Origin of the sequence: Photorhabdus sp. RW14-46 (assembly GCF_963887965.1) — a bacterium.
GTDB classification, from domain to species: Bacteria; Pseudomonadota; Gammaproteobacteria; order Enterobacterales; family Enterobacteriaceae; genus Photorhabdus; species Photorhabdus laumondii.
The window spans coordinates 1-23,851 of sequence record NZ_CAWPHH010000033.1 but is presented as its reverse complement, the minus strand read 5'-3'; the positions used below and the strand labels follow the sequence as shown (position 1 = coordinate 23,851).

The following is a 23,851-nucleotide window of genomic DNA, read 5'->3' as shown; positions in this document are numbered from 1 at the left end:
TATTTCAGCGAAAATATAAATAGACTACGTTTATTTCATTAAAACATGATTATTTCCTATAGGCTATAACCTATAAGTTATAAATAGTGTGCAAGCAGACTGGCAATAATAATTAATTACAGCTTGTGCAAACCTGCTTATGAATGAACAGCTAACACGAACAACGCACAAAACCCGGGGTATACATGTCAATAGAAAACCCACCGCTTTAAATAAACACCCTCTGTTATCAGGCAAATTATGCCCAAAAACTTCAACGATTCTTCAACGAATTATAAAAAACTATAAAAAAGCATTATCTTAAATTGCTGAATTAATGATCAGGCCCGTATACTCACTGTGCGTTAAAACAAATCTGGAATAGCAAGTAGCTTACTGAGTCGCGCAAAATGTATTCCAGCAAGTGAAACAAAGTTAAAACACAGGAAAATTATCATGACACGTTTAGGCTTATCTATAACTGTATTATCACTGTTATTCTCTGGCGCGGTATTGGCTGCACCTAGCACACCCGCCCCCCAATCTTCGAATACCAAGGCGACGTCTTCCCATATGGAAAATACCAAAGCAGAGAAGAAATCTGGCAAAACCGCCCCCAAACAACGCTCACACCAGAAGGCAAAAAGCAAAGAAGCCAAGAAGAAGGCTCACTGAGTTTTCCGGCCTAAAACTACTATTTATGTCCGCAATCGTTATGACACAAGTTTAGTCGTATCATAACTGTAAATTCAGGGGGGAAATCCCCCCCTCAACAGGCTATCGTGAAAAGCTTAACAAGCCCCTTCAGTATCTTCATCACCATAATATTTAACACCAATCCTGATGATATCCCGTCCCTGAGATTTACGGTGTTTATTCGTGTCACGCAATGAATAGATACAACCACAATATTCCTGCTGATAAAATCTTTCCTGTTTACTAATTTCAATCATCCGAGCTGAACCACCTTGTTTACGCCAGTTGTAATCCCAGTATTGAATCCCCGGATACTGACTTGCCGCTCGTTTTCCACAATCATTTATCTGCTGCATGTTTTTCCAGCGGGAAATGCCCAATGAGCTTGAAATAATGCTGAAATTATTTTCATAAGCATACAAAGCAGTACGCTCAAAACGCATATCAAAGCACATGGTGCAGCGAACACCTCTTTCTGGCTCCAATTCCATGCCTTTAGCACGTTCAAACCAGTTATCGCTGTCATAATCCGCATCGACAAATGGCACATTGTGTTGCTCCGCAAAACGAATATTCTCTTCTTTGCGAATTAAATATTCCCGTTTGGGATGAATATTCGGATTATAGAAAAAGACGGTGTAATCAATTCCAGAAGCACGTAGCGCTTCCATCACTTCACCAGAACAAGGAGCACAACAAGAGTGCAATAATAATCGTTCCGCATTATCCGGTAACGTTAAAACAGGGCGAACATAGTTTTCCATTTAGCAGGCTCCATATAATTATAAGAATTGATTATAGAATATAGTTATTTTTAGCTTCAAATTTTTCGGCAAAAATTTATCCTATGACTGACTTACCTTTACGATAATATTCAATTAGTTGGAATTCCGGCAATCTCTATCAGTTATTGTGTTGTTGTCATATATATACCCGTTATCCTTCAAGTTGCCTCTTTGTTGGCTGCGCTCGCTCACCCCGGTCACATAGTTTGCTATGCTCCCGGGATTCACTCCCTTGCCGTCGCGAAGCATCTTGAAATCCATAGGGTATAGTGTTGTTATCAAAGTTTGTGCGAGGAAGTTCACTACGGATAAATGTGTTTTACGCTGATAGTTAATCAAATTATAGCCAAATTCAGATGCTTTTAACCAAAATAATTTAAATGGAGACCACGATGCGCCATGCAATTTCTCTGCGTGACCTCTCTTTTCCGGCAATCACCGCCGGATTTGTCGCTGTTTTAGTTGGATATACCAGTTCAGCAGCAATTATCTTTCAGGCTGCGGAAGCCGCAGGTGCCACCACCATGCAAATCGGCGGCTGGCTAAGTATGCTAGGGCTTGGGATGGGTATCAGCTCCCTAGGGCTATCGCTTTATTACCGTATCCCCGTCCTTACCGCATGGTCAACACCGGGTGCCGCGCTACTGGCGACAACGCTACCAGGAACATCAATCAATGAAGCCATTGGTATCTTTATCTTTGCCTCAGCGCTGATCTTGCTGTGCGGTATTACTGGTCTGTTTGCTCGATTGATGAACTATATCCCACAGGCACTTTCCGCCGCTATGTTAGCCGGTATTCTATTACGCTTTGGTTTGGATGCCTTTTCCTCATTTTCAGTCAACTTCGTACTGACTGCCGGAATGTGTTTAACTTATCTTCTGGCACGCAGATATTTATCCCGCTATGCCATCATCTTAACACTATTATCGGGGCTGATTATCGCCGCTTTACAGGGAGGTATTCACTTTGAACAACAATCCACAGTCGCATTTGTTGCCCCTGAATTTATTGCGCCCAGTTTCACACTCTCTTCGTTATTGAGTGTCGGTATTCCATTTTTCATCGTCACGATGGCATCCCAAAACGCACCCGGCGTAGCCACACTGAAAGCCGCAGGGTATCCAGTTTCTGTTTCATCACTGATAAGCTGGACTGCACTCATTTCACTGATCTTGTCACCTTTTGGTGGTTTTTCCGTCTGTATTGCCGCCATTACGGCAGCAATTTGTATGAGTCCGGAAATCCACACTGACCCAAATCGCCGCTATATGGCCGCTGCTGTAGCAGGTGTGTTCTACCTGATAGCAGGGCTGTTCGGTGGTTCAATCAGTATGTTATTCAGCGCGCTACCGGCAGCACTTATTCATATTATTGCCGGATTAGCATTGCTTGGAACAATTTCCGGCAGCCTGCTACAAACGCTACAGAATGAAAAACAACGGGACGCTGCGGTAATAACATTTTTAATCACCGCATCTGGCGTAACATTACTTGGTGTAGGAGCTGCATTCTGGGGATTAATAGGTGGCGTAATAACTATGTTCCTATCATCGTTGCCCAGAAAAAACAAAAGTGCTTATTAAACATACAGCAAAATTATACATTTCAGCATCTTATGATATTTCTTATCCATACAACTTGTGCTAATTTGCCGGGTTTGTTGCGCTTTAAATATTACGGTGAGAAATCAATAACGTTAAATGAAAACTTTAATTCCCCTACTAGCAAAACCGAGCTTCCTATTATGAATTTTTTTGACATAAAATTTTCTGATATTAGCAAGTTAGCTGTTCTTTCATCCTGCCTGGCAATCCCCTATAGCTACGCTGATGACCGCCCAATTCTTTCACTCTCTGTCAGCCAGTCCGGTGGAAACCAAACGACTGCTGATGGTAGTTTATCCAGAAAACCAAATAAGCAAGAATCACGAATACTCCCAATTTGGGGTGACGAGGCCAGAGCTAAAGGTTATGACCTACCGGAACCTTTTGGCGCCAGTTACGGTTATATGAATATGCGGCAGAATATCATTGTAGACGATATTAAAATCATTATACCGAATACCCCAGGTTTTGAAGATGCGCTGGATATCCAGACAGGTAAAACCAGAGAAAAGAATGAGTCGCATATGCTCAAACTAGATGCCTGGGTTCTACCTTTTCTGAATGTTTATGGCGTTTATGGTTGGACAAAAGGATCATCGAAAACCAACATTGAGGGAATCAGATTTAGTGGTTTCCCTATTCCTGATATGAAAGATATTCCTTTCAAATTGGACTTTAAAGGTAAAACCTATGGTGGCGGTTTTACTCTAGCAGGAGGTTACGATCAGTTTTTCGGTACACTTGATACTAACTATACCTACACTAATCTAGATATTCTGGATGGTAAAATTAGCGCTCTGGTTGTTACACCACGTGTTGGTTATGAGTTTATATTCCAGCCAATCATCCCAGGCCAAGGAAATACCAAATTGCAGGTATGGACCGGTGGTATGTACCAGAAAATTACTCAGAAATTTGAGGGAAATATTAGTAATCTGGATTTACCCCCCATGTTTGATAAATTAGTAAGTGCATTCGACGATTATGAAAGTATGAAATTCAAAGTAAAACAGCATGTTGCATCCCGCTGGAATAATACCGTTGGTGCAAGACTGGAAGTCACACGCAATTTCAATCTACTGACTGAAGTTGGCTTTAACAAACGTAACAGTTGCTATATTTCAGGAGAGTTCCGCTTTTAATGAACATCCGCTGTACTTTATATGGGCTGGCTTTAGTCAGCCTTTTTATTTCTGATTTCTCATATGGCGAAGCACGACTCAGCAGGAAAAAAATCGATGGCTGGCTAGAAAAATTAGGTGGCAGTAATACCTATGACAGCAGTAAAGCGATTGACTGGGGCATTTTACCCGGCCCTTTCTACACTCCAGAGTTAGGTGCTGGTCTCGGTGTTGCTGTCATTGGTCTCTATCGGCCAGATAATAATGATCATACCAGCCAAATCTCTTCTCTTTCCCTGAATGGATTTGCCTCTTCAACAGGTGCCTTTGGCTTCACATTTGATAACTACAATTTCTTTGCTGATGATCAATGGCGTTTTTTTCTTTCCGGTACATTGAACAACGTTCCCACCTACTACTGGGGAACAGGATATCAAGCAGGTAAGACAGATGATCGCAAAGAAAAATATCACTCACAGGAACTGCACTTGCAACCCAGAGTTCTCTATCGAGTTGCTGATTCTACCTATTTAGGCGCTGGCTGGAATTTTTCATCATTACATGCCAAAGACCCTGATAACGGTGCTAAAAAACTTTTTGCAGCAGAAAACGATGGCCGGTCCATATTGAGTTCAGGCGTCAGTGCCTATTTCAGCTATGACACTCGGGATTTTCTGCCTAACGCTCATCAAGGACACGTTCTTGATATTACCTATACCCATTTTTCCCCGGCATTAGGCAGTGACCGCCGGTTTAATACCGTTGATATGCAATACAGCACCTATTATCAATTAGATGAAAAATCTGTACTGGCATTCGATAGTTATGGTCGTTTCACTGACGGCCAAGTGCCCTGGAATATGCTGTCAATGCTAGGTAATAGTCATCGGATGCGCGGATATTATGAAGGCAGATACCGGGACAAAAATGTTATCAGCACCCAATTGGAATATCGGCACAAATTGGACTGGCGACATGGCTTTGTTCTATGGGCTGGGGCGGGCACTCTAAGCCATTATGCAAAAGATATTGGCTCAGAAAACTGGTTACCCACCGTTGGCGCAGGCTATCGTTTTGAATTCAAACCTAAAATGAATGTCAGGCTGGATTTTGGTATCGGTAAAAAAAGCAATGGATTTTATTTTCAGGTAGGAGAGGCGTTTTGAAATTGCGTTTATGGATTACTGCTTTAACGTTAGTCGCAGGATGCCAGGGAACTTTTTCTTCAATCGCACCAGTACAACCTGACTTAAATAGTGAAACAACCGCCGAAGCCACCCGTGCATGGCCGGTTCTTGCTCCGATTCCCTCTCCCGAAGGATTAAGAGCTTGCTGTGCTTTTGGCTACAATTTAAAAACTGAATTACTGACCATTCCAGTACCTTTTTACCACATAAGTAATGTGCTGGATGCCGATAATCTTGGGGCACATAATTATAACAACAGTTTTTTTGGTACCGTTGCTTCATTAACAGGGCTCAGTAATGAAAAAGTGGGGATGATATATACCCGCCGGGGCGGATTCATTGATATTTCCCATGTACGGGATACCGCTGATAATGCGGTTTTTCTGTTCAGTCAAATCTGGCCTCGTCTTGGAGAAGAGTGGCAAATAGAACTCAGCAGCGAATTAGCATTACGCCGTATCCAATTCTATCAATTCACACCACCAGCATCGATAGAACAACGTTATACCTTAACTGCTTATCTAGCCGCAAAATTGGCTTTTGAACTTGCTGCATGGCATGAAATCGCCCAATGGTACGGTTATCAGTCTGTACCGGGATTTTCTGAAAAAGTATCTGCGTTCTCTCCTGAAGATCTCTACTCCAATCTATTAGGCGCTCGTCTTTCCCTCTCTTTGATACTGGCTGGGCAAGTACCGTCAATGAAACAGTACCGTCTATCAATGCAAGCTATTCTGCCTCCTGCACTACGTGAACTAGAAGCCTTATCCCCTGATGAAACACGGAAAATGTTTGAACAGGTTGATGGTATCTGGTGGGACAGCAAACGTCGCGTGCCTGATAAACGTTTAATCCTTCAACGTGATTTCCATACTCACAGCGATCGTACCCCTAATATGGTGCCTACAGAACAGCAAGTTCCACTCAGACTTACCCTGCCACAACAATATACTGGCTACAGATTATCTGAATTGGCCGAATTACAATTGTGGCCTAGCCGCCAAATGAAAGATCTTCCTGTACCAGAAAGTTATTGGATTGCTCTTGATTTTCCACAATTGGCAGAAAAAGCAAAAGAACAACAAGAGAATCATTGATGCATATATTTTCTATGAAAGAATGTATATAACATTATGAGTTAAAATATATGAGAGATTTTAGATTACTATTTCTCAAACAATAATTCCTTTGTAATATCATCAATTATAATTTACTATTTCCATAATGTTACATCATAATATAAACTCAACATCATCTATAATAAAACTAAACTATGCCCACCCTACTTAAATTAATCTATAAAGAGAAAGCCTACATCAATAAGGAATTATTTCACAGGATAAAAAAATCGTATTGAAATATTTACAAAGATAAAACACCAATAAACAACTGATATAAAATAATTAATATTACATAACATCTAAAAAAACAAATTAAAAAATCATAAGAATATTAACCAGCACAACAACAAAAAAAGAAACAAAATATCAAAAAGATCACAAAAACAAGAATATAATTCTTAATTACACTCTCAATCTGTGTATTACACTTATTTTTATCGAAAAATTAGACTTTCACTCTTAATTTAACTTAAATAATAAAAATCCCTTCTTAAATAGGTTTAATCGTCTATAATATACGTTTCCAAGTTATAAATATGTATAAACAATATCAGCTTTATCTAAGTAGATAAAATAAGAACTTTCATTGGCAACAATTAGATTTATTCAACTAAAACTCAAGTTACTAAACTATTTTCGACCATATAATATATTGATTTTTATTTTAAATTTATAATATTAAATCAATTTAATAGATAAATACTCATATTGTTTTTTTAATTTTTCTGATGTATTGGGGGATTCAGGGCCCCTATCTTCACCCCCCTGATAAAGCCAATTAAGATGTCCCTACTCCTGGAGAGGAAAAATGAATAAACTAGCGTTATCAACCACCGCTGCGCTTATTTTTGCTACGGGTTCTGCTGTTGCAGCCAATGATGCTGCCGGCGGTACATTACATTTCTCTGGTGCAGTCACTGATGCCACTTGTACTATTAATGGTGGTGCTTCAGCTAATCTGTCGATTATATTGGAACCGATCTCAGTCACTCAAGCCGGACAAAAAGAAGGCTTAATTGATTTTGGTAAGAAAGCATTTTCACTAGAATTTTCTAACTGCCAGTCCAAAGCCGTTGGTTTTGATCCAGCAACCTCTATGTTGAAAATCCAGTTCTCATCATCACATACTATTTCTAACGATGCTAAGTACCTGGTTAACCAAGAACTTAATGCAAATGGTAAGCCGAAAAACGTAGGTATCGCGATTGTTAAACACGCCGAAGAAAATAACCCTATTATGCTGAATAAAGCGTTTGATACAGGAATCAAAGGCTCTGAGACAATACCTGAAGTTGTCGATTTCTATGCGAAATATTACAAAGTAGGCGCTGGTGATGCAGATCACGGTAAAATAGTAACAATGGTTACTTATCACGTTACTTATTTATAATGATTTACTACAATAAATAAAGCCTATTTAGATAAATAGGCTTATTTAATTTGGCAAAAATAACGTTATGAAGAAATTATTTTTAACTATATTATTAGGGATAACGACTTTATCTGCTCATGCTAACATCGTTATTAACACAACACGTGTTATTTACCCAGCCAGTAATAAAGAGGTATCAGTTCAATTATTAAATGCAGGGGATCAACCCTCTCTGGTACAATCCTGGATAGATGATGGCGATCCTAATTCAACACCTGAAACAGCTAAAGTCCCCTTTTTACTCACCCCTCCAGTCGTCAAAATTGATGGCAATAACGGGCAACAATTAAGAATTAAATACATCAGTAACAATCTACCCACGGATCGTGAATCGCTGTTTTATTTAAATGTTCTGGATATTCCTCCCGTTGCAGAAAATATTAGTGATAAAAACGTTATGCAAATCGCAATTCGTACCCGGATCAAATTTTTCTACCGGCCTGATAAGCTTTCTATCTTACCTAAACAGATCCAACAACATATTGTATTAAAACGTGAGGGTAGCCAACTAAAATTGGAAAATGCATCACCCTATTTCATGAGTATTGTCGGCCTTAAATCTTCTGACACTCAACCTAACTTACTCAATGAAGGAACAATTATAAAACCGTTCTCTTCTCATTCATTCAGTACCAATGAAAAAGTAAAAGTTGGAGACAAATTAACTCTGGCTATTGTTGATGATTTTGGTGCTATAAATAAATTAACTTTACCACTTCAATAGTGATATTACTGGCATAGCATAGAACATGATAAGACAAAAAATTAGTCCGTTAGCTCTGATAATAAGTACCCTTCTGTATACAGATTGTTTATGCTATGCCACAACATTTAATACTGACTTTCTGGTTGGTGAATCGGCAAAAGCGGATTTATCCCGATTTTATTCCACTTCAGAGCTACCCGCTGGTCGTTATGGTATTGACATATATCTGAATAATGACTGGAAAGGAAGATTTGATATTAATATCCAGAACGATGGCAAAGATATTTACTTACTTAATGAAGATCTTCCCAGGTTAGGTATAAAAATTGATAAAAACCAATTACCAGAATCGAATTTATCCAAAGATGAAATTCTTCTTACTAAAATAATACATGAAGGAACCGCTAATCTCGATGTTCCTAAACTCAGCCTGCATCTGGTCGTCCCGCAGGCATATATCAAAAACGAGCTAAAAGGCTATATCGATCCTGCGTTCTGGGACAGAGGTATCCCCGGCGCTATGCTGTCCTACAATGCCAACTATTACCATACTCAGAATAGGAATAAACAAAACCGCGACCGTGAAGATGAAGATAATGCTTACGTGTCACTTAATAGCGGTTTGAATCTATTTGGCTGGCAATTACGTGATCAATCCTCTTATCACTATACGCGTTCAAATGGTGATAAATGGAGTAACAATACCCGTTATCTGCAACGAGGAATTTCATCAATTAATTCAGAATTTCGCATTGGTGACAGCTATACATCAAGCGATTTATTCGACTCTTTCCGCTTCCGAGGTATCAATTTGAAAACCGATATGCGCATGTACCCCGATGCCTGGCAAGGGTTTTCCCCTATCGTTCGGGGAGTTGCGCAGACTAATGCTCTGGTAAAAATCACCCAAAATAATGTTGTTATTTATCAAGGTAATGTACCACCCGGACCGTTTGCTATTGATACTATTTTACCCACAGGTTCAGGTAGTGATTTGCTAGTTGCAGTGACGGAAGCAGACGGGCGTACTAACAGTTTTACCGTTCCCTTTTCATCCGTTCCTAATATGATGAAAGAAGGTCTTGGCAAATATGATATCAGTGCAGGTAAAACACATATTGCCAACAGTCGTTATAAACCAAACTTTTTTCAAGCCAGCTATCAATATGGTTTTAATAATGTCCTGACCGGTTATACAGGTACCATTATCAGTAAAGATTATTACTCACTACTGCTAGGTAGTGGCTTTAATCTACCCATTGGCGCTGTCTCAATTGACGTTTCACAGTCCAGCGCCAAATTTGATAATAGCCCAACCATGAAAGGGCAAAGCTACAAATTGGCTTATAGCCGTTATATCCCACAAACAAAAACAAATTTCTCGCTGGCGGCTTATCGTTATTCAACTAAAAATTATCTCACCCTAATCGATGCGATTGATCTGCATGACTGGATAAGCAATGGATATAACCAACAATATTATTCTCATCAAAAAAATACCTTTAATATCAATTTGAACCAGAATCTTGGTAGTCGTGCAGGTTCACTTTTTCTTTCGGGAACATTTCGTAATTACTGGGGAACCCAGAATAAAAGTAGAGAATATCAAATGGGGTATTCCAATAGTCTGGGGAAAATCAATTATTCCCTGACAGCAAACCGTGTCCGATACAATATCAATGAAACAGAAAGTAAAGAGGAACAGCGCTATTATCTGATGCTGTCTGTTCCTTTTGAGTTGTTTGGCTACCCTGCCTATTTGACCAATAATGTCTCAATCAATGAAAGTCACTATGACAACAGTAACTTAGGATTAAGCGGCAGCGCAGGCCCAAACAACCGTTTGAATTACCACTTCAACATTTCAGATCAGAAAAGTGGTTCGACAACAACCAGTGCAAATTTGACCTACAAAACATCCGTTTCCACACTGAGTAGTTCTTATAGCCAATCCAAGGAGTACCGCCAAATGGGACTTGGCGCAACCGGCAGTTTAGTTGCTTATCGAGGCGGAATTCTGGCGGCTAATCAAATTGGGGAAACTTTCGCCATCATTGACGCACCGGGCACAGCAAACGCTTCTGTGAATGGTGATAAAAGCATGGTGACAAACACCAGCGGTAAGTTGCTGATACCTTATCTTTCTCCTTATCGTAAAAATGCCATCATGCTAGATACCAGTGAAGTGCCAGAAGGGGCCGCTGAACTTATCGGTAACATCAGAGATGTCGCGCCATATTCCGGCGCGATTACCCATATCGGATTTAAAACAGACCAGCGGAAGACTTTTATCTTCTACGCCGCTCAGGCTGATGGTAAACCTTTACCTTTCGGTACTGAAATTGTCGATTCAGAAGGTAACAGCTTAGGATACGTTGGTCAGGGTAGTATGGTTTTCCTACGAGTAGAAAAATTACCACCGCAAATTTATGTCCACATCGGTCAACTAGGTGAAAAGAGCTGCATAATAAATGATCCACAGCCTGAAATGAGCTCAAACGCCAATATTTGCCGTTAAGGGAGAAGATAATGAAACTTAAACCATCATATCTTAAGCCATTGTATCTGGCGGCCATAATCAGTTTGAGCAGTGGCATAGCCTATGCCGATTGCCAACCCAAATATGCAATACCGGCACCGGCAATCCTGGTTGATATGACAGATCATCTCACTCTGAACAGTAATGCAACCTGGATACTCAACACCCAATATTCTGGCTATTTTACATGCACAAGAAATTCACTATGGAAACAAAACTCGGTTGCTAACGGTTCGCCTTTTACCAAAAACAAAGTTGTTTTAGGATTCAATGGTGGCAAAAATTATGCCGAAGTGACTATCACGAATCTTTCTCCTGGCAACAGTATTAATCTGGGAAACAGTAACGACACATACCCTGCCAGCAAATTGCAAGCCCAATTTACACTTAATGTAAAGCTACTGAGTGGCAGACCCGGTGGTAGTAATATTCACGTCTTTTCCGGCAATTCTGCAACATTAAAAACGGCTGTAATTGCGATGGATACCACCAACTTAGGACTCCTTGATGCCATTCTCCGTTTCGCTACCGATTTCCTGACTTTTATTCTTACTTGGGAGTGGCCGACACATTCTGAAGATATCTATTATCAACCCGTCACGATGATTTTTAATCACAGAGATACAACTTGTCACTTCTTAAATGCGGGGTTAACAGTGAATCTACCAAAAGTCAACCGCATTAGATTGCTTAACGGAGCAGATAAAGGAGAAACGCCTTTTACCCTCAACTTTGAATGCAAATATCTCCAAAACGGTAAAACTTCACGCTCAGTTAAAGCTTACCTGAGCAGTAATAATCTGCTACCAAATGACAATCGAACTTTAATTGATAGCAAAGCAGGTGCCGCTAAAGGTGTTGGTATCCGTGTTTCTCAGACAAATGATTCAACGCCGATAACTTTCAGTGCTTCGCAATCCTCATCCCAAGGTGCAACACTACTATTCAGTAAAAACTCCGGTAATGTCATCGATAAACACTTTACCATCGACCTTAATGCTTACTACCACGTTTATGATCCCCAAAACATCATAGCAGGGGAACTGAAAGCAACTTCTGTACTGAACTTTGAATACAATTAATCAAGAGGCAAAGGGAATGCCTCTTATTTCCCTCATTCGAATTAAAATTTTATGTTTCAATCAGTAATAATTTGTAATAAAGTGTTTCTATAGAAAAATTCATTTACATTTATAACCTTCCCTGAATTTACGTAACACAATGATAATCCTAACATTAAGTAATTATTCAAACTCGCTTAATTTATCAACAAAATAGTGGAATTCTATGAAAAATAGAAAAAAACATACTTTCACTTATCAATAAAATTAAAAAAATAATATCAAGATAATATTTTACAACCTTATTAAAGAATAAATAAAAATAACAAACAACCAGAATAAAAAATATATTCAAAAGAGAGTAATACAATAAAAAACCACATAAATAGAAAAATAAAACATATGAAAACATTCAATCACCATTGATTGACAATAAAAATATTTCATTAAAATCAATGATATAAAAATAAATAACAAATAAAAACCTTAGAAAAAAATATAATTACACGTAATATAAAAATGTGAAAAATAACTTGAAATAGCACAGGAACAATATAAATTTTATTCTCCAAAAACACCTTTAATATAAAAATAGAAAGATAAATATTTATATTATCCACAAATAAATTATTAAAATTTTTTTATTCTTATATACCCCTCTATTATTATATTCTTACAATATCACCCGGAGTAAATATTTGTAACACATTGTTACTTATTTTAACTTAACATTTATAACCATATCGAATATCCTGCACCGCACCAATAACAATGGCTCTATTATGAAATTAGCTCAAACCTGACAGATACGACTTAGTTTTAACTCAGAGGAAAGAGACCATATCGGTAACAGGTTACCTTTTTATGAAAATGATACTTATTCTTATAACGGCAATATTAATATCAATTAGTTTATTACTCGCTGCGGTGTTCTTACGATTGGCAGTACTATAATTAACAGTACTATATAAAACTAAGTTCAATCACTTCCGATATTACACTAGCTGGTTTACAAATCACTTTTCTTTTGATAAAGCGACTTACAGGCACAAAATTAACTCAAAAATCATGATCATATCTGATGAATAATTCAATCTAGACAGGCAATATTTTGTACACAAACAGCACATAACCATATAGAAATTAATAAAAAACCACAGAACAAATTAGCAAAATAATAATTTTTATTACAGAAAATATATTTATGAATCACTAATAACTCTGGCTATGCTGGATTTATTTTGCTAATATCAGCCTGTTTTTTATTCAGAGCAAACGAGGAAAAGCAATGCCCTCTCAAACAACGATGAGGACAACTGCCATCTTCGCTTTCTTTATCTCACTATTGTTTTCCGCTTTTAGTCATGCTTCAACTAGCACAGCTAAAAGCATAGAGTATTCTCACAATGACATGCAAAGCAATTTGCCAGATTTGCGAAAATACCCTTCGGGCACCCTACGTAAGAAAGCGTTTTTAAATGTTGTTGTCCCCGTGATTGATCAACACAATCAACAAATTATGCAGGAACGGAAATGGCTACTGGAACACCAAAATGACAAGCTTTGGTCTATACAGGGTATCAAGCGCCTGCTACAAATTTGTAAAAACTACAACGTGAGCTGTAGCAGCTCGCCTAAAAAAATTAACTGGAACAAGCTACTAAGTCGTGTTGACATCATCCCAACCCATTTTGTTGCCACTCAGGCCGCAACAGAATCTGGTTGGGGAACATCTAAGCTTGCACAACAGAATAACAACTTATTTGGTATGCGTTGCGGTAACAACTGTAAGAAAACCCAAGGTAAAATAAAAGGTTATTCCGCCTATCCGACTATCAATGATTCGGTCAAAGCCTATATGAGAAATATGAACACCCATAACGCTTATGAATCATTGCGTGCTTCACGCGCCAAGCAGAGAAGCCTTCAGGAATCACTCAATACCAGCAAATTGATTGATAATCTTGAAGGGTATTCACAATTGGGTTCGACTTACAACAACTACCTGCACAAAGTATTTAACAGCAATAAAGGGCTTATTACTCAGGCACAGAAGTTAGCTAAAAACGATCACGACTAAGAGCCTGAGTAAGTCATTAGCATGAATATCTTGTGTTTGAATATTTGTGCTAAGTACCAAAATCATCCGTTACCATAACCAACTATGGAACGGATGATTTTCTTATGTCCACCGGTTTATTCTTTTCATTGATAGAATGTTTAGGTTAAATACTATAATATCACTCAATCTTATATTGAGATAAAATGATTTACCAGAGTTTAATATGAATTTCTTTTCTTTTGAGTTTCTTGGTTCCTTTGTTGCTTTCTTTCTCTTGTATTGGATGCTACAAAAACATGCGAAAACACAAAACTACCTGCTGATAATCGCAAGTTATCTGTTTGTCTTTTCCTTTAATCCGCTTTTCACCAGCATCCTATTTGGCTATACGCTATTTATTTATCTTTTAACAAACGTAGCCAGCAAATTTCTATCCAACCGCATCACGTTTACTATCCTGACAATAGGTATTTTGGGGTATTTTACTCTATTCAAATATTATTCTTTCTTTCAAGAAAGTCTCCAACAAGCGTTTGCCAAATTTGGTTTGTCCATAGATTTACCCGTACTAACACTACTCGTCCCTCTGGGTTTATCTTTTTATGCATTTCATTCCGTCAGCTATGTCGTTGCTGTCGCCAGAAAAGAAATACCCAAAGCATCATTTCCTGATGTCGCTTTATATCTATGCTTTTTTCCGAGTATTGTTGCCGGACCAATAAACCGAGCTAAAGATTTTCTGCCTCAAATCCAGATATCATCAAGAGTGATCATTGAACCATCAAGAGCCATATTATTGATTACATTGGCGATAACCAAACTATTTTTGTTCAGCTCTTATTTATCCGAAAATTATGTTAATCCGGTTTTTGATGATCCTGTCAGCTACAATGCAGGGCAAATCTTGGTTAGTATTTATGCCTATGCTTGGCATATCTATTTTAATTTTTCTGGTTATACCAATCTTGTTACTGGATTAGCACTACTCCTTGGATTCAGAGTACCTGAAAACTTCAATGCCCCTTATCTGGCTGAAAACTTACAAGCCTTCTGGCACCGTTGGCATATCAGTTTATCTGAATTTATCCGTGATTATGTCTATATTCCTCTTGGTGGTAATAAGAAAGGATTTTTACGTAAAAATCTTAATTTGTTTGTCGCTATGGTAATCTCTGGGTTATGGCATGGAGCCGGAATTAATTTCATTATCTGGGGAGCTATTCATGGATTGGGATTAATCATCCTCAATGTTAAATACCAGTTATTTCCTCCAATAGACAAAAAAAATCAAAACATTCCCCAAAACCCAGTCATCTCATTTCTATCCAGAATCATTACTTTCCACTTTATCTGTCTGGCATGGGTTTTCTTCCGTTGTCCTACTCTAGATGATGCACTAATATTATTAAATCAATTGATATCATCAAATTTATTTCATTCGATAATAGCCAATAGTGGGTTGTTACTGATGTTCTGGGGACTCTTTATTATTTATCCGTGGCTGATTAATCTAAAAATAATGGTTGAGAAAATGTATTCTCAGATTTCATGGATATGCTACCCAATACCATTAGCAATTATTCTGACTTTGGTATTTATGATTTCACCACAAGGAATACCAGGATTCATTTATGCCAATTTCTGAATTCAAATCTAATTTAAAAACGGCTGGGCAAGTCATTTTTATCGTAATATTAGCTAGCCTACTGTTAATTTGGCTAAATCATCGTTCACTGGATAGATTCTGGCAACAGGAATATCACCGGCAAAGTCTTTGGGCGACTTTGCAAGGTCATCCGCTCTGGGATTTCGGTGATAACCTGGAACAAGGTGTACTCGCTGCGGGGGAAGCTTTCCTGTCACATACTACCAGCAATAACAGTAACAACCATCAGGAAACTCTCCAGAAAACTGATATCACACTGCCTGCGGATTTTCAGATTGGACTCAAGCTTCTGAGTGGTTATCCCTCTCCTGTTACAAATCTGCCTGCAACTTTCCCTGAGTTATTACAAAAATCGCCCCATACTCATCCTGTTAATTCACCAATACCCCATGATTTAAGGAATAATGTTTCCCCCAGTACGGTTATCGCTAAAACCAACGTGACACTGACAGCCAAAGATAAAGTGCTGTTTGCTGGAGATTCAATGATGCAGGGTATCGCCCCCCATCTGAAACGTCGGCTCTACCAGGATTACAGTATTTCAAGTATTAATCTCAGCAAACAAAGTACTGGACTTGCTTATCCCAGTTTTTTTAATTGGCCGGAAACTATCAATAAAACACTGGAAGCCAACCATGATATCAAGCTGGTTGTTATTTTTTTGGGGCCAAATGATCCCTGGGATATGCCACCAAAACATGGAAACATCTACCTGAAATTTGCCAGTCCTGATTGGGAAAACCTCTATCGCCAACGTATCGAAATGGTCCTTACCGAAGCACGTAACCACGGTGCTGATATTATCTGGGTTGCTCCTCCCAATATGCGACAGAAAAAACTTTCTGCCAGCATGAAATATCTGAGATCCTTGTATCAATCAGAAGTCACGAAAGCCGGAGAAATCTATGTTTCTGTTAATGATATTTTCAAATATCATGCAAATGATTATTCCGATTATGTCGGCGACAATAGTAACAAAATTAAACTCAGAAGCGGTGATGGTATACACTTTAGCCTGAAAGGCCAGCAAACTATCTCAGATAACATATTTTCATTGATTAAATTTATTCAGGAACCCGCTAAACAAAATGAAAATAGTTAAACAACTTCGTCGGCGATACCAAGCTGCTAGCATTAGTCTGGTCATCACACTCTCTTTAAGTTTGATATCGTGCCATAAACAAAAGCCAGGGCCGTTGCCAACACAACAGTCTGCAAAAGAGGGCCAACAGCTAATAGACTTTGGTGAACCGAATTTAGCTTTACTGGCGGATAAACTTCACAACAGCCGCCATAATCAACTGCATTTTGTTCAGATAGGAGATTCCCATACTGCCGCTGACTTTTTTACCGGCAAGCTCCGCTCTTTATTGCAACAACGTTTTGGCAATGCAGGGATTGGTTTTGTTAGCCCAATTAATGTACCTGGTCAACGTAACGCTATGGTCAGTATGACCGATAATAAGCAGCAATGGAAACTCACCACCAGCCGCAAAGATAATCGGCCTGATTTTCCTATCGGCGGTACAATTGCAGAGCCCAATAGCCAAATAAGTCAATTAATTCTAAGACTGTTTGCACCATCCCATGATCGCTATCAACTCAAAACGTTATACCAAGCATCGGATGATGCTCAGATTCTGGTACAATCTGCAACCAAACGAATACTGAAATTACCGGCAACCCACGATCACTGGCAATTTTCTACTGAAGAATCAGTGACATTCCCAGTTAATATTATGGCGATACAAAATAATCAGTTAAAATTAGGCGGCTGGTTTATTAATCGTAAACAACCAGGTGTTATGTTATCCGCCTTGGGTATCAATGGTGCGACTATTAATATGATGGATAAGTGGCAGCCCGAATGGATTGATACATTAGTTCAAATGCATCCTGATATGATGATCCTCGCTTATGGCACAAATGAGGCATTTAATCATTCGCTGGACTTACCAAGCTATCGCCAGCAACTGGAAACTAAGATAAAGCAGATTCGTAATCAGTTACCACAAACAGTTATCCTTATCATTGGGCCGGGTGATTCTTTGAAAAACAACCAATTTACAAGTTGTATAGCACAACAATCAACAATGTTGGATAATATCATCCATATTCAACAAAAAGTCGCTCAAGATCAGCACACACTATTCTGGAACTGGCGTGCATATATGGGTGGAAAATGCTCAATTAGGCGCTGGGCGCAACAAGATCTTGCTCGTCCTGATTATGTTCACCTTTCAGCCGCAGGTTATGAGCGCAGTGCTGAAACTTTATATCAACAGTTAATAGATGCTCTCGGTCAATAAGCAACAATAAGGCTTGACTGGGAGTAGTGCTAAATACTTATCTTGTTTTTAGTGCAGAAAAATTAAACTTATAATCTTAGATTTACAATATGTATGAGCTCACACAAAACCCATTTGATAAAGACAAACTATCTTTTTTGCTGTATTTAATGCGTTGAAAATAAGTTTATACCATGTGTAAAGCATAGCGTTAAAAAGAGTATTTAAAATATGATTTTTCCAAAAAAGTATCCTCTCAGCACGATAAAAAGGCTCATCTCCGGCTGGAAAGAATGTAGTTTCGAACGTTACCAACAAGCGTATTCTCTCTATGGTGGTGGAATATCTACTCATCCAGATATTGTACGTTTTTTAAATGAAAAATTTGGCAATAGTTTTATCTTTTACGTCAAAGAAAATCCACAAATAGAAAACGTTATCGAAGGGGCATACTTTACATGTAAAGATCATCATCTGGCAGCAAGTCACCAAAAGGACTACTATTTTTTCAGTTACGATGAAATTCTCTTCCCTATTGCCAAACATCTAAAAACTATTATCCCTGGGAAGTCAAAAACCATATCACCTCTGCACAAAGAAAACTTCGTCAACATCTATTATGGCCGATTAAACAAGCGAACAATATGCCTTGCTAAAGAAGATTTTTCTTATAAAACAAGAAGAAATCGGAGTAATGAAATTAATAAATTTAAGCGTGCAGGCGGAGAAATACATCAAATTGATGACTTCACCTGCCAAGAATTTGTTGATATTTATACCACACTGTACGAAAAACGGTGGGAAAAAAAACACAGTGAAGAAGAAAAAGGAAAATTAACCGAACTATACACTGAACTCAAACAACATCTGTACGGATGTGTATTAACTATCAATGGAACCCCAGCCGCCTACGATTTAGTTATAAAATCAGACAGCCCTCAATGGGTTTCATTCGATGCAGTAAACGGTGGATACGATCCTGAATACGCTAATCTCAGCCTTGGAAGCATTGTCATGTGGTTAAATATTCAAAATGCTTCAACGCTCTGTCAGCAGAATCAAAAAACGATGCGCTATTCTATTGGTAAACCTACTTTTGCCTATAAAGATCGCTGGTGCCATCGCCACCCGTTAGCAAGAACACTATTTTAATGTCACCAATATTTCCAAATAGTTAACTTATCCTGCCGCCTTCTAAGGAAGGCGGTACTAATCTAATACAATCTCTTAATTCATATGAATTACAACATGGCAAAGAAAACCATTCCAACAATGGCACCTATTGTCCCAAGAATAGTTTCCATAATTGACCAAGTTTTCAGTGTTTGAGATTCTGTTGCACCAGTAAATTTACCAAATAACCAAAAGCCTGAGTCATTAACATGGCTCAATACCAAAGAACCACCCGCAATACAAATTGAAAGAGCGGCAAGCTGGGCACCAGAATATCCCAGAAGATCAACAACGGGCAAAATCAGACCAACAGTTGTCAAACAGGCAACAGTTGCAGAACCTTGAATAACGCGTACTGTACCAGCAAGGATGAAACACGCTAATGCAATAGGCAGACCCGCCCCAATCAATGCGTTTCCCAAAGCAGGGCCAACACCAGAATCCACTAATACTTGTTTGAATACACCACCAGCCCCAGTCACCAATAAAATAATTCCCGCCGGTTGAATAGCCGAAGAGCAAATATCCATCACTTTTTCTTTACTCATCCCACGGCGAATTGCCAAACCATAAATAGCAATCAAACAAGCAACCAAAATCGCAGAAAATGGATGACCGATAAATTCAAGCCACTGATACAACTCAGAACTCTGTTCAACAAAATTCTCACCAATAGCCTTTAACCCAACCAAAGCCAAAGGGAACAGAACCAGTGACAAACTCAAACCAAAAGATGGCATCTTACCTTGACCAAGGCTTGGCTCACTTATATCCACGGGCAAATCCAGAGTGACATACTTACTGATAAAATTACCGAAGATTGGCCCCGCCAGTAACATCCCAGGAATCGCTGCACTGATACCGATCAAGATCATCCAGCCAAAATCAGCATTCATCTGTGAAGCCAACAACATCGGCGCTGGACCAGGTAACAAAAATGCCGCTGCGGCTGCGACACCAGCAAACAGAGGAATAACCAACTTCACTACATTACCGCCAGTACGACGCGCGACTGCGAACGCCACGCCAATCAATAAAACAATAGCTACATCAAAGAACAAAGGCAAAGCACAAACCAAGCCAGCGATCCCCAATGAATAATGAGCATTCTTTTCACCGAAACTATTTAGTAACTTAACCGCAATCTGATCCAGTGCGCCTGTTTCATGCAGAACTTTACCAAACATCGCGCCCAGTGCGACAACAATAGCCAGAAAACCTAACGTTCCTCCCATTCCTTCTTGCATTGTTTCAGCAATTTTATCCAGTGGCATACCAGAAAAAACACCCGCTCCCATAGAAACCAGTATTAACGCAACAAAAGCATGTATTCTGGCCTTCATCACCAAAAACAATAGTAAAAGCACAGAACCCACCGCTGTCAGCACTAAGGTTAAAGTACTCATTATTTTTCCCCTGAAATGACACTATTAATTATTCTTATCGAGTGATTTATCACTTCATCAAGAGATGATCTAATGTCAACCAGATAAACATCCTGTTCATCACTCCCCGGCTCTTCTAATACCTCAAACTGAGATACCAACATTTGAGATTTAAAAAAATGATCTTTACGTGCCTTCAATCGACTTTCAATTAAATCAAAGTCGCCTTTCATATAAAGAAATGAAAGATTCTTATTATTATCACGCAGTATATCCCGATAATGTTTTTTTAAAGCAGAGCAAACAATCAGGGAAATCGGGTTTGTGCGTTGCATAGCAAAAATTGCATGATTCAGTGATTTCAACCAAGGTTCACGATCTTCATCATTCAGCGCGTAGCCTTCTGCCATCTTATTAATGTTAGATCTTGGATGTAAAAAATCACCATCTAAAAAAGCAGAATCCAATTTATAGGCCACAGCACTGGCAACAGCAGATTTACCACTACCGGATACCCCCATAAGCACAAAAACATGATTCGAATGCTGGGTATCGCTCATATAAACTCCTCAACGTAGATATTTTATCCACAAAATGTTACCGGTAACTGTTATCGGTAACATTATCAGAAGTAGAGATGAAATTCGCAACAACACAGAATATTCAGGAAATATAAATGTGATATTTATCACAAATGAGTTCAAAAAAACGCAAATCCAGCAGACCGATTAGATACTCTCTCCCAGAGATAACTGAAAACCGATATCAATTATTTTTTGCGGTAAATGTTCGCCCTTCAGCCGAGCCATTAATAATTCGGCAGCCCTCCGCCCCAATAAGTCACGAGACGTCAATACACTGGCAAGTTTTGGTGTCATCACCTGACCAACATCATGGCCATGAAAGCCAGCTATCGCAATATCATGTGGTACAGCTATCCCTTGACGTTGGCACTCGAAAATTGCTCCGATTGCGAGGTCATCGTTAGTGCAGAATAGACCATCAACATCAGGATATTTTGTTCGTGCTTCATTCAGTAACTGCCCCCCTAATGTGTAAGAAGAGCTGTCTGGTGTCATTATCTTGCCTGGCTTTAACCCGGCGCTTTTCATTGCAGCTTCATAGCCCTCCAGACGAATAATTGTCCTTTCATCTTGTCTCGCACCAAGATAAATCACCCGCTGGCAACCACGCTCAATCATTGCTATTACCATCTGCCGAGCTGCTTCAAAATTGTCAATACCAACTGCCATATCAAAACAAGGAGAAACACAATCCATCAGTTCAACGACAGGGATACCAGCCGTTCCCAACATCTTCAAAGTTCGTGGAGTGTGAGTACGTTCTGAAAGAATCAAACCATCAATATTATAGGAAAGTAAAGAAATCAAACGCTCTTCTTCTTTTTCTGAGCGATAACCATAGTGAGCCAACATAGTTTGATAACCATAACTATCCGTCACATATTCGATACCACGAATAACCTCCGCAAAAACTTGGTTAGTCAAAGAAGGCAATAAAATACCAATAGCATGACTAGTGGAATTAGAAAGAATATCCGGCACTTTATTTGGGATATAACCTAGTTCATCTAAAGCATCCGCTATTTTCTTTCGCAATTGCTCAGAAACTTGATCAGGATTACGCAAGAAACGACTTACCGTCATTTTAGTTATACCAACACGATCAGCAACATCTTGTAAAATAGGACGTTTTTTCTTCATATTTCAATGCAATATAGAATGAGTAAAGTTTAGAATGATAAACGTAGTGCTATGACATATTTATACCCGTCATCTTTCAAGTTGCTTCTTTGTTGGCTGCACTCTCTCACCCCGGTCACATAGTTCTCTATGCTCCCGGGGACTCGCTCCCTTGCCGCCGCGATGCATCTTGAAATCCATTGGGTATATACACTATAAGGATACATTTTTTTAAAATTTAGTCTGGATGTGAAACTGTAATCCCAATTTATTTAGTGTATCGTAAAGTCTTATTCTTTAGAGTGGAGATATAAGACATATTTTTTGTGGCTAAGAGGATTTCGCCGCTAATATATTACCGAATGATTTAGAGCAATGAGCCACCACAACCAACAAGAACCACACTATGACAATAAGTAAGAGCTCAAAAATTGCCAAACCTATCAAAATCAGAAGCAGGGACATTAAGTCAGCTTAGGAGAAATGTCCAGAAGAAATTAAGGTTTAATCATTCGATACTGGCTCAAACTTGATATGAACTACGTCGTCAGCTTAAGCAAAGTAGCCATGCAATTAGGAAAGAACTCTCGTTAACTTAACTAATTAAGAAAAAGCGGCGTTATTAAGGTGCTCAAAACCGATATCGAAAATAACCCGTTAACCGACATGCCTATATCGCCCAACGGAACATATATAGAAGGTTGAACTCAGCTACGGGGAGATAAAACGTAGACAATGAAATCATGCGTATACACTTATCATCAGCGTATTGAAAGCATTCATTAAAAGTGACGAACGAGCCTCATTTCCTACAATTTAGTTCGTCTAGCAGCTCATGGTGTAAGCCCTAGTGCAAAGTTTTTACGATGTGTAGGACAAAACCCCAAAGAAGTTTCACCAATTACGGGAAGAAGAACAAATTATATCATCTAAGAAAAGCGGGAAAAAATTTTCCCAAAGCAAATTTTATACAGAGGGTGAAAAAACATACCGCTAAATACAAAATTTCCAGCTATTAGGCGGTCAGCATGATAACTTTACAAATCTCATCGGCTTATAAACAGCTCTTTAGCCGTTCACTTTGTGGGCCGTCGCGAGTCGCGACGTTCAAATCCGATTTCCGACGGAGTTGTCCTATATAATGCGGATAGACAGGTCGCGGTAGACACGGTAACCAGATAATATAAGCAAATAAAATGATACAGACCCTGATATGCAAAAACCCCCAGCTTTCGCTGAGGGTTTCTACGGTATTTAAAGCCTGGCAGTGTCCTACTCTCACATGGGGAGACCCCACACTACCATCGGCGCTACGGCGTTTCACTGCTGAGTTCGGCATG

General features: G+C 38.9%; 20 protein-coding genes and 1 rRNA gene. 14 read left to right on the top strand and 7 right to left on the bottom strand.

The features are described 5' to 3' along the window. Nucleotides 1-435 precede the first annotated feature (435 nt). Nucleotides 436-654: a hypothetical protein gene (locus AACQ38_RS19730; RefSeq protein WP_113043867.1), complete on the top strand. Its 219-nt coding sequence runs from the start codon at nucleotides 436-438 to the stop codon at nucleotides 652-654. A gap of 116 nt (nucleotides 655-770) precedes the next feature. On the opposite strand, the gene AACQ38_RS19725 is transcribed toward AACQ38_RS19730, so the two are convergent. Both AACQ38_RS19725 and AACQ38_RS19720 read right to left on the bottom strand, forming a co-directional pair. Next, nucleotides 771-1,439 carry an epoxyqueuosine reductase QueH gene (locus AACQ38_RS19725; RefSeq protein WP_011144897.1) on the bottom strand — a complete coding sequence of 223 codons (669 nt, stop codon included), beginning with the start codon at nucleotides 1,437-1,439 and terminating at the stop codon, nucleotides 771-773. Nucleotides 1,440-1,553: 114 nt separating this feature from the next. Further along, complete coding sequence (locus tag AACQ38_RS19720; protein WP_207631931.1) at nucleotides 1,554-1,709, bottom strand: hypothetical protein; 156 nt, start codon at nucleotides 1,707-1,709, stop codon at nucleotides 1,554-1,556. 143 nt (nucleotides 1,710-1,852) lie between these two features. On the opposite strand from AACQ38_RS19720, the gene AACQ38_RS19715 reads away from it, so the two are divergent. The 13 genes from AACQ38_RS19715 (at nucleotide 1,853) to AACQ38_RS19655 (ending at nucleotide 19,402) form a co-directional block, all read left to right on the top strand. Further along, nucleotides 1,853-3,046 carry a benzoate/H(+) symporter BenE family transporter gene (locus AACQ38_RS19715; RefSeq protein ID WP_113026830.1) on the top strand — a complete coding sequence of 398 codons (1,194 nt, stop codon included), beginning with the start codon at nucleotides 1,853-1,855 and terminating at the stop codon, nucleotides 3,044-3,046. 176 nt (nucleotides 3,047-3,222) lie between these two features. Next, complete coding sequence (locus AACQ38_RS19710; protein ID WP_165578881.1) at nucleotides 3,223-4,209, top strand: hypothetical protein; 987 nt, start codon at nucleotides 3,223-3,225, stop codon at nucleotides 4,207-4,209. Next, complete coding sequence (locus AACQ38_RS19705) at nucleotides 4,209-5,354, top strand: BamA/TamA family outer membrane protein (RefSeq protein ID WP_165578866.1); 1,146 nt, start codon at nucleotides 4,209-4,211, stop codon at nucleotides 5,352-5,354. The genes AACQ38_RS19710 and AACQ38_RS19705 overlap by 1 nt, the downstream gene beginning before the upstream one ends. After that, nucleotides 5,351-6,472 (top strand): DUF4056 domain-containing protein, encoded by a 1,122-nt coding sequence (locus AACQ38_RS19700; protein ID WP_011144893.1) that lies wholly within the window; start codon nucleotides 5,351-5,353, stop codon nucleotides 6,470-6,472. The genes AACQ38_RS19705 and AACQ38_RS19700 overlap by 4 nt, the downstream gene beginning before the upstream one ends. An 832-nt stretch (nucleotides 6,473-7,304) precedes the next feature. Next, the gene (locus AACQ38_RS19695) at nucleotides 7,305-7,886 is read left to right on the top strand and encodes a fimbrial protein (protein WP_011144892.1); all 582 of its coding nucleotides are present in this window, start codon (nucleotides 7,305-7,307) and stop codon (nucleotides 7,884-7,886) included. A 67-nt stretch (nucleotides 7,887-7,953) separates the two neighbouring features. Continuing rightward, nucleotides 7,954-8,652 (top strand): fimbrial biogenesis chaperone, encoded by a 699-nt coding sequence (locus AACQ38_RS19690; RefSeq protein ID WP_011144891.1) that lies wholly within the window; start codon nucleotides 7,954-7,956, stop codon nucleotides 8,650-8,652. A 25-nt stretch (nucleotides 8,653-8,677) separates the two neighbouring features. Continuing rightward, nucleotides 8,678-11,152, top strand: a complete 2,475-nt coding sequence (locus tag AACQ38_RS19685) for a fimbria/pilus outer membrane usher protein (protein ID WP_165578865.1) — start codon at nucleotides 8,678-8,680, stop codon at nucleotides 11,150-11,152. Nucleotides 11,153-11,163: 11 nt separating this feature from the next. Further along, nucleotides 11,164-12,255, top strand: a complete 1,092-nt coding sequence (locus tag AACQ38_RS19680; RefSeq protein WP_113026826.1) for a fimbrial protein — start codon at nucleotides 11,164-11,166, stop codon at nucleotides 12,253-12,255. Between the two features lie 1,267 nt (nucleotides 12,256-13,522). Continuing rightward, complete coding sequence (locus AACQ38_RS19675; protein ID WP_165578864.1) at nucleotides 13,523-14,314, top strand: protein bax; 792 nt, start codon at nucleotides 13,523-13,525, stop codon at nucleotides 14,312-14,314. Nucleotides 14,315-14,519: 205 nt separating this feature from the next. Beyond that, nucleotides 14,520-15,941 carry an MBOAT family O-acyltransferase gene (locus AACQ38_RS19670; protein ID WP_165578863.1) on the top strand — a complete coding sequence of 474 codons (1,422 nt, stop codon included), beginning with the start codon at nucleotides 14,520-14,522 and terminating at the stop codon, nucleotides 15,939-15,941. Further along, nucleotides 15,928-17,064, top strand: a complete 1,137-nt coding sequence (locus AACQ38_RS19665; RefSeq protein ID WP_165578862.1) for an SGNH/GDSL hydrolase family protein — start codon at nucleotides 15,928-15,930, stop codon at nucleotides 17,062-17,064. Before AACQ38_RS19670 ends, AACQ38_RS19665 begins: the two co-directional genes overlap by 14 nt. Then, nucleotides 17,051-18,271, top strand: coding sequence for an SGNH/GDSL hydrolase family protein (locus AACQ38_RS19660; RefSeq protein ID WP_165578861.1), 1,221 nt, complete (start codon nucleotides 17,051-17,053; stop codon nucleotides 18,269-18,271). Before AACQ38_RS19665 ends, AACQ38_RS19660 begins: the two co-directional genes overlap by 14 nt. Before the next feature lie 210 nt (nucleotides 18,272-18,481). Then, nucleotides 18,482-19,402 carry a GNAT family N-acetyltransferase gene (locus AACQ38_RS19655; RefSeq protein WP_113026820.1) on the top strand — a complete coding sequence of 307 codons (921 nt, stop codon included), beginning with the start codon at nucleotides 18,482-18,484 and terminating at the stop codon, nucleotides 19,400-19,402. Between the two features lie 89 nt (nucleotides 19,403-19,491). Here the strand turns inward: AACQ38_RS19655 and gntU are convergent, their stop codons facing one another. From gntU to rrf, 5 genes are all read right to left on the bottom strand, one after another. Further along, on the bottom strand, nucleotides 19,492-20,829 hold the full coding sequence (gene gntU, locus AACQ38_RS19650) for a gluconate transporter (RefSeq protein WP_011144883.1): 1,338 nt from the start codon (nucleotides 20,827-20,829) through the stop codon (nucleotides 19,492-19,494). Beyond that, complete coding sequence (gntK, locus tag AACQ38_RS19645) at nucleotides 20,829-21,368, bottom strand: gluconokinase (protein WP_058588617.1); 540 nt, start codon at nucleotides 21,366-21,368, stop codon at nucleotides 20,829-20,831. Before gntK ends, gntU begins: the two co-directional genes overlap by 1 nt. A 168-nt stretch (nucleotides 21,369-21,536) precedes the next feature. After that, complete coding sequence (gene gntR / locus AACQ38_RS19640; protein ID WP_011144881.1) at nucleotides 21,537-22,532, bottom strand: gluconate operon transcriptional repressor GntR; 996 nt, start codon at nucleotides 22,530-22,532, stop codon at nucleotides 21,537-21,539. Nucleotides 22,533-22,561: 29 nt separating this feature from the next. Then, nucleotides 22,562-22,738 (bottom strand): hypothetical protein, encoded by a 177-nt coding sequence (locus AACQ38_RS19635; protein ID WP_162129052.1) that lies wholly within the window; start codon nucleotides 22,736-22,738, stop codon nucleotides 22,562-22,564. 1,032 nt (nucleotides 22,739-23,770) lie between these two features. Next, nucleotides 23,771-23,851 (bottom strand): 5S ribosomal RNA (gene rrf, locus AACQ38_RS24180); the annotation flags it as partial.

Bases quoted from the DNA above. Each gene is read 5' to 3' on its own strand.
- gntR (WP_011144881.1), bottom strand. From the start codon at position 22,532: ATGAAGAAAAAACGTCCTATTTTACAAGATGTTGCTGATCGTGTTGGT.
- AACQ38_RS19695 (WP_011144892.1), top strand. From the start codon at position 7,305: ATGAATAAACTAGCGTTATCAACCACCGCTGCGCTTATTTTTGCTACG.
- AACQ38_RS19680 (WP_113026826.1), top strand. From the start codon at position 11,164: ATGAAACTTAAACCATCATATCTTAAGCCATTGTATCTGGCGGCCATA.
- AACQ38_RS19635 (WP_162129052.1), bottom strand. From the start codon at position 22,738: ATGTATCCTTATAGTGTATATACCCAATGGATTTCAAGATGCATCGCG.
- AACQ38_RS19685 (WP_165578865.1), top strand. From the start codon at position 8,678: ATGATAAGACAAAAAATTAGTCCGTTAGCTCTGATAATAAGTACCCTT.
- AACQ38_RS19655 (WP_113026820.1), top strand. From the start codon at position 18,482: ATGATTTTTCCAAAAAAGTATCCTCTCAGCACGATAAAAAGGCTCATC.
- AACQ38_RS19730 (WP_113043867.1), top strand. From the start codon at position 436: ATGACACGTTTAGGCTTATCTATAACTGTATTATCACTGTTATTCTCT.
- AACQ38_RS19720 (WP_207631931.1), bottom strand. From the start codon at position 1,709: ATGCTTCGCGACGGCAAGGGAGTGAATCCCGGGAGCATAGCAAACTAT.
- gntU (WP_011144883.1), bottom strand. From the start codon at position 20,829: ATGAGTACTTTAACCTTAGTGCTGACAGCGGTGGGTTCTGTGCTTTTA.
- AACQ38_RS19675 (WP_165578864.1), top strand. From the start codon at position 13,523: ATGCCCTCTCAAACAACGATGAGGACAACTGCCATCTTCGCTTTCTTT.
- AACQ38_RS19670 (WP_165578863.1), top strand. From the start codon at position 14,520: ATGAATTTCTTTTCTTTTGAGTTTCTTGGTTCCTTTGTTGCTTTCTTT.
- AACQ38_RS19725 (WP_011144897.1), bottom strand. From the start codon at position 1,439: ATGGAAAACTATGTTCGCCCTGTTTTAACGTTACCGGATAATGCGGAA.
- gntK (WP_058588617.1), bottom strand. From the start codon at position 21,368: ATGAGCGATACCCAGCATTCGAATCATGTTTTTGTGCTTATGGGGGTA.
- AACQ38_RS19665 (WP_165578862.1), top strand. From the start codon at position 15,928: ATGCCAATTTCTGAATTCAAATCTAATTTAAAAACGGCTGGGCAAGTC.
- AACQ38_RS19705 (WP_165578866.1), top strand. From the start codon at position 4,209: ATGAACATCCGCTGTACTTTATATGGGCTGGCTTTAGTCAGCCTTTTT.
- AACQ38_RS19690 (WP_011144891.1), top strand. From the start codon at position 7,954: ATGAAGAAATTATTTTTAACTATATTATTAGGGATAACGACTTTATCT.
- AACQ38_RS19660 (WP_165578861.1), top strand. From the start codon at position 17,051: ATGAAAATAGTTAAACAACTTCGTCGGCGATACCAAGCTGCTAGCATT.
- AACQ38_RS19715 (WP_113026830.1), top strand. From the start codon at position 1,853: ATGCGCCATGCAATTTCTCTGCGTGACCTCTCTTTTCCGGCAATCACC.